Here is a 6,170-nt window from a genome sequence, read left to right on the forward strand (position 1 = left end):
GCCACCGAGCCGCAACTGACCGGCATTCGCGGCGCCGAGATCGGCATGATCTTCCAGGAGCCTATGACCTCGCTCAATCCGGTGCTGACCATCGGCTCGCAGATCGAGGAATCGTTTCGGCTGCACCGCGGGTTGACCGGCAGGCAGGCCACCGCGGCGGCCAAGGATGCGCTCGACCGCGTGCGCATTCCCGATGCCGCGCGGCGGCTGAAATACACGCCCAATCAACTGTCCGGCGGCATGCTGCAACGGGTGATGATCGCCATGGCGCTCGCCTGCAATCCGCGCCTGCTCATCGCCGACGAGCCGACGACGGCGCTCGACGTGACGGTGCAGGCGCAGATCATGGCGCTGCTGGCCGAACTGAAGCGGGAAACCGGCATGTCGATGATCTTCATCACGCATGACATCGGCCTGGTCGCCGGCATCGCCGACAAGGTGATGGTGATGCAGAACGGGCAGGCCGTGGAACAAGGCGAACTCAACCAGATCCTCGACAACGCGCAGCACCCCTACACGCAGCATCTGCTGCAGGACGTGCCGCACTTCACCAATGGCAGCACGACGCGTTCGGACGGACGGCGCGACAAGGACGCAAGCACGGAACCGGCCTTGAAGGTCGACGGTCTGGTGGTGCGATTTCCCCTGAAGAGCAGTTTCTTCAGCCGCGCCACCGGCGCGGTGCATGCCGTCGACGGCGTCGATTTCGACCTGATGCCAGGCGAGACGCTGGCCATCGTCGGCGAGAGCGGTTCGGGCAAATCGACCACCGCGCGCGCCGTGCTGGGGCTGGTGCGGTCGACGCGCGGCAGCTTCTCGGTCGGCGCCCGAAAGGCTTCCGCCGAGCAGAGCGCCCTGCCCGTGCAGATGGTGTTCCAGAATCCCTATGCCTCGCTCAACCCGAGGCTCAGCATCGAGAGCATCCTGGCCGAACCGGTGATCGCCACCGGCGGCCGGGTGAATGTTGCAGCGAAGGCCAGGATGGCGAGCCTGCTGAAACGCGTCGGCCTGCCAAAAAACAGCCTGGAGCGGTACCCGCACGAATTCTCCGGCGGCCAGCGGCAAAGGCTGTGCATCGCCCGCGCGCTGATGCTGAATCCTTCCGTGGTCGTTCTCGATGAAGCGGTTTCGGCACTCGATGTCTCGGTGCAGGCCAAGGTGCTGGAACTGCTGGTCGACCTGCAGAGCGAGTTTGGGCTGGCCTATCTGTTCATCTCGCACGACATGGCTGTCGTCGAGCGGATCGCTCACCGCATCGCCGTCATCTATGCCGGCCAGATCGTCGAGATCGGCGATGCAACCTCGGTGCTGTCAAAGCCCAGGCATTCCTATACCAAAAAACTCATTGCCGCGGTTCCGACCATCGACCGGCGGCACGAGCATTTCGAGCTCGACACGCGCCAGGTTCCGTCGCTGGTGCGCCCACAGGGGTTCGAGCCGGCGCCAGCGAGGTGGGAGCAGTTTGGGCGGGATCACATGGCGAGGGCGGAAGCGTGAGCGCGGCGGCCCAGCTCTTCGACCGCGCATTCCAACCGCTAGCAGCAGCGGTTTCCGCCAAGCGAATCCCAGGCGGCGTGCTCGGCATTGTCGATAAAAGCGGCAGCCGTATCATCCGATCAATCGGCTCCGCGCAACTCGCGCCGAAGCCGCGCCCCATGCAGGACAACACCTGGTTCGACCTGGCATCGCTGACCAAAGTCATCTTCACCACGCCGCGCATCCTGGCGTTGGGGGAAGACGGCGTCATCGATCTCGATGCGCCGCTGGTCTCCGCCCTGCCGGATCTTCGCCAGTATGATGCCGAAGCCTGGGAACGGAAGGTGACGTTTCGCCAATGCCTCGGACACCAGACGCCATTTCCGGCGGTCGAGCCGATCTACACTTACGGACGCGATCCCGAGCTGCTGCGCGCCTTCATCCTGCAGCGCGAATGGCGAGCCCGCGATCCCGTTTATTCCGACATCAACTTCATCCTGCTCGGCTTCGCGCTGGAGCGGCTGTCAAGCAAGACCATCCACGACATGGATCCTGGCCCCGGCTTTGCCTGGTCAACGGAGCCCGATGTCGCCGCAGCGACAGAGGACTGCACTTGGCGGCATCGCGTGTTGTCCGGCAAAGTCCACGACGACAATTGCTCGGCGCTGCAAGGTGCGGGGCATGCCGGCCTGTTCGGAACAGCCGCTTCCGTCCTCGATTTCGCGCAAGGGCTGCTGACCGGCACCGGCGCATCCGAAGGTTCGATCGCACTGATGCGCGCACCTTTGTCCGCCACCCGCACCCATGGCTGGGAGCGTCCCTATGAGGGCTGGTCCGGCGGGACGTTGTGCAGCCCGGGAACCATTGGCCATACCGGCTTTACCGGCACCGGGCTGTGGATCGACTTCGACAAAGGCAAGGCCTGGACCTTGCTCACCAACAGGATCCATCCGACACGTCATTTCGACAGCGGAATCGTTCAGCTTCGGCAAGCGGTCGGTGATCTCATGAATGGAGCTCAATGATGAAACCAATCTGGGCCGTCGGCCTGATGACCGGCACCGTGCTCGACGGCAACATCGACGTTGCCCTGATCAAGACCGATGGCGAGCGCATCGAGGATTTCGGCACCTATCGGCTGATGCCTTATCCCCAATCGATCCGCTCGCTGCTGGAAGAGACGCTGACGGTGGCGAGAGCCTGGAATTTCGTTGGGCCGGAGCCGGCGATTTTTCGCACCGCGGAGGAAGCCCTGACACGTGCCCAGTCGGCGGCGGTCAAGGAATTGGTCGAAAGCTATGGCATGACGATGGCCGATATCGGCGTCGTCGGTTTTCACGGCCAGACCGTGCTGCATCGCGCGCCGCAGGTCGGACGTCTCGGCCAGACCCGGCAGCTCGGCGACGGCGAGCTGATGCACGGCCTGGTGGGCACCAAGGTTGCCTACGATTTTCGTTCGGCCGACATGCGCGCCGGCGGGCAAGGCGCGCCGCTGGCCGCTGCCTATCACACCGCGCTGATGCGCAGCGCCGGCGCCAGTGGCGAGGTGGCGGTGCTCAATCTCGGCGGTGTCGCCAACATCACCTGGTGGGACGGCGCCGACAATGTCGTTGCCTTCGACACCGGACCGGCCAACGCGCCGCTCAACGATTTCATCAAGTCGAAGGGGCTCGGCGACATGGACCGCGACGGCGCACTTGGCCGCACGGGAACGGTCGACGAGGCCCGGCTCGCCAAGCTGCTGCAGCATCCTTACATGACCAAGCCCTATCCCAAATCACTGGACCGTTTCGACTTCGGTGCCGCGATGGCGGACGGCCTGAACGTCGAGGACGGTGCCGCCCTGCTCACCGCCTTCACCGCCGGCGCCGTCGGCAAGGCGCTCGACCTTCTGCCACACCGGCCTAGAAAATTGGTGGTCAGCGGCGGCGGCCGCCACAACCCGACAATGATGGCAATGCTGGCCAGCCGCGCCGGCGTCGAGGTGGTGCAGGCCGAAAGCCTCGGCTGGAGCGGCGACGCGGTCGAGGCTGAGTGCTTTGCCTTCCTCGCGGTTCGCGTGCTGCGCGGCCTGCCGATCAGCTTCCCGAGCACCACCGGCGCGCCGCAACCGATGCGCGGCGGGAAGCTTGCTGGCTGATCAGGCAAGCAGTTTCTTCTGCAGGAAAATACGACTGCGGCCAGCGGGGAAATCGGCAAGCGCGCCAAAAGGCTGATAGCCCTGGCGCTGATAGACCTTGGCGGCGTTTGGACTGAAGGTATCAATCCAGGCATTGTTGCAGCCGCGCGCAACGGCTTCCTGCTCAGCCGCGCCCAGCATTGTGCCGGCCATGTGCCGGCCACGCAGCCGCTCATCGACCCACAGCCATTGCACGTAAAGCCAGCCCCAGGCGGTGTAGCCCGAAATCCCAGCGACCACCGCGCCCTCCTCATCGCGCACGAACACGGCAAGCGCCTTCCTTTCGGAAGCGCCGACATCGCCGTCGTTGAACGCCGTCAGACGTTCGCCGAGAAAGGCGAGTTCCTCCGGCAAGGGATTTGCTGTCGTTTCAAGTGCTGTTTTCATGGCTTCTTCCGAGATGCGCAACTGGATACGAACCAAGCGTTACGAAGAGCAGCGCGCTTGCGCAATGTCTATACCTGTCCCCGAACAGGGTGCGCATCCGCATCGCCGCCATTGCGAAATTCGGACGCGACAATGCCGTAGCGCTTGAGCTTGTCGTAGAAGGTCTTGCGCGGCACGCCGAGCGCGTCGATGGCGCCGCGCACATCGCCGCCATGGTCACGCAGGGCTTCGCGGATGAGTTGCGCCTCGTAGTGGCCGACCCGTTCGGGCAGTGTGGCCTCTGGCTCCGGCAAGTGTGCGGGAACCGCCTTCGTCTCATCCTCCGGTCCGAGACCGAGCGCGACGCGGTCGGCGAAATGGGCGAGCTCACGCACATTGCCCGGCCAGGCGTGCGACTGGAGATGATCGCTGACCGCGGCGTTTACCTTCGCGACAGGCCGGCCGAACCGTTCCGCCGCCTTGCCGAGGAAATGCCCGAACAGCATCGGGATGTCGCCGCGCCGTTCGCGCAGTGGCGGGATGCGCAACGTCACCACGTTGAGGCGAAAATAGAGATCCTCGCGAAAATCGCCGCGCTCGTCCTCCCGGCCGAGATCGACCTTGGTCGCCGCGACGACCCTGAGATCGATCCGCCGGATCTCGTTCGAGCCAAGCGGGGTGAGGCTGCGCGTTTCCAGCACCCGCAGCAACTTGACCTGCAGCGCCGGCGGCATGGATTCGATCTCGTCGAGAAACAGCGTACCGCCGCTGGAATGCTCGATGCTGCCGATCCGGCGCCGCTGCGCGCCGGTGAACGCGCCCGCCTCGTGGCCGAACAACTCGCTTTCTATGACAGTCTCCGGCAGCGCGCCGCAATTCAGCGCGACGAAGGGTTTTGCCCGCCGCCGGCCCCATCTGTGCAGCAGATCCGCCACCACTTCCTTGCCGGTTCCGGTTTCTCCCTCGACCAGCACATCGACATCCATGTCGGCGATCTGGCGCAAGGTCTCGCGCAGCCGCCGGATGGCCGGCGCCTCGCCGATCAGCGGCAGTCCGTCGGCGGCCAGTGCCGCGGCTTCGCGCAGGCGGCGGTTCTCCATCACCAGACGCCGTTTCTCCGATGCCCGTTTCAGCGCCTCGACGAGGCGATCGCCGGCATAGGGTTTCGGGATGAAATCGTAGACGCCGTCCTTGAGGGCGGCCACGGCGAGATCGACATCGCCATGCCCGGTGACCAGGATCACCGGTATGTCGGGGTCGATCGCCTTGATGCGGTCGAACAGCTGCAGCCCGTTCATGCCCGGCATGCGGATGTCGCTGACCACCACGCCTTCGAAATTCCGGTCGACGACGGCAAGTGCTGCCTCGGCGGCGTCGAGCGCGGCCACGGTGAAGCCGGCAAGCTCGAGCAATTGCGTGGTGGCGTGAAGCAGGTCCGCGTCGTCTTCGACGAGCGCGACCAGCCCTGATCCCTGCGTCATTCTATTCGCCTCAAATCGATGGTGAAGGAGGCGCCGGTACCATTGCCGGGATCGAGGCGCAGCGTGCCGCCCAGCTCCTGGGCGATCTCCTGCGAGATCACCAGCCCGAGGCCAAGCCCCTTCTCCTTGGTGGTCTGGAACGGCATGAACAGATTGCCGGCCGCCTCCGGACCAAGACCAGGACCATTGTCGCGTACCGAAATCAGCGCCCTGTTGTCGCGCTCGGCAAGTTCGATCTCGATGCGGGGATCGGGCTGGTCCTTCATCGCGTCCAGCGCATTCTGCAGCAAATTGACCAGGATCTGCTCCAGCCGGATGCGGCTCGCCATGACCACCGGTGACGCGGTGCCGCGCGGCTTGACTATAGTCACGCCGGAATCGCGGATACGCCCCGACAGCAGTGACAGTGCACCGTCGATCGCCTCGCGCACCGGCAGCGGCGAGGCGGCGACACCCGGCCGGCGGGCGAAGGTGCGCAAGGTGCTGGTGATCGCGCCGATGCGTTCGGTCATCGAAACGATCGACGTCAGATTGCCGCTGGCCGCTCCGGTCTTGCCGCCGTCGAGAAAGCGGCCGGCATTCTCGGCATAGGTGCGGATCGCGGCGACCGGCTGGTTGATCTCATGCGCCACGCCGGCCGCGATCTGGCCGAGGATGGACAGCCGGTT

6 protein-coding genes are annotated in these 6,170 nt (G+C 65.1%); 3 read left to right on the plus strand and 3 right to left on the minus strand.

The annotated features are described in order from the left end of the window. The 3 genes from EN935_RS18430 to EN935_RS18440 all read left to right on the plus strand — a co-directional run. Positions 1-1,497, plus strand: a 1,497-nt coding sequence (locus EN935_RS18430; protein ID WP_164771194.1) for an ABC transporter ATP-binding protein, incomplete at its 5' end; no start/stop codon positions are given. Then, a complete protein-coding gene (locus EN935_RS18435) occupies positions 1,494-2,501 on the plus strand; it encodes a serine hydrolase (RefSeq protein ID WP_126068267.1) in 1,008 nt (335 codons plus the stop codon). The genes EN935_RS18430 and EN935_RS18435, both read left to right, overlap by 4 nt. After that, a complete protein-coding gene (locus tag EN935_RS18440) occupies positions 2,501-3,616 on the plus strand; it encodes an anhydro-N-acetylmuramic acid kinase (protein WP_127263530.1) in 1,116 nt (371 codons plus the stop codon). Before EN935_RS18435 ends, EN935_RS18440 begins: the two co-directional genes overlap by 1 nt. Here the strand turns inward: EN935_RS18440 and EN935_RS18445 are convergent, their stop codons facing one another. The 3 genes from EN935_RS18445 to EN935_RS18455 all read right to left on the minus strand — a co-directional run. Continuing rightward, positions 3,617-4,042 (minus strand): GNAT family N-acetyltransferase, encoded by a 426-nt coding sequence (locus EN935_RS18445; RefSeq protein ID WP_127263528.1) that lies wholly within the window; start codon positions 4,040-4,042, stop codon positions 3,617-3,619. It lies immediately after the preceding gene. Between the two features lie 68 nt (positions 4,043-4,110). Then, positions 4,111-5,502 carry a sigma-54 dependent transcriptional regulator gene (locus EN935_RS18450; RefSeq protein ID WP_127263526.1) on the minus strand — a complete coding sequence of 464 codons (1,392 nt, stop codon included), beginning with the start codon at positions 5,500-5,502 and terminating at the stop codon, positions 4,111-4,113. Then, positions 5,499-6,170 (minus strand): ATP-binding protein (locus EN935_RS18455; RefSeq protein ID WP_127373500.1); only part of this gene is annotated, 672 nt, incomplete at its 5' end. The genes EN935_RS18455 and EN935_RS18450, both read right to left, overlap by 4 nt.

Origin of the sequence: Mesorhizobium sp. M7D.F.Ca.US.004.03.1.1 (assembly GCF_003998635.1) — a bacterium.
Classification (GTDB): Bacteria; Pseudomonadota; Alphaproteobacteria; order Rhizobiales; family Rhizobiaceae; genus Mesorhizobium; species Mesorhizobium loti.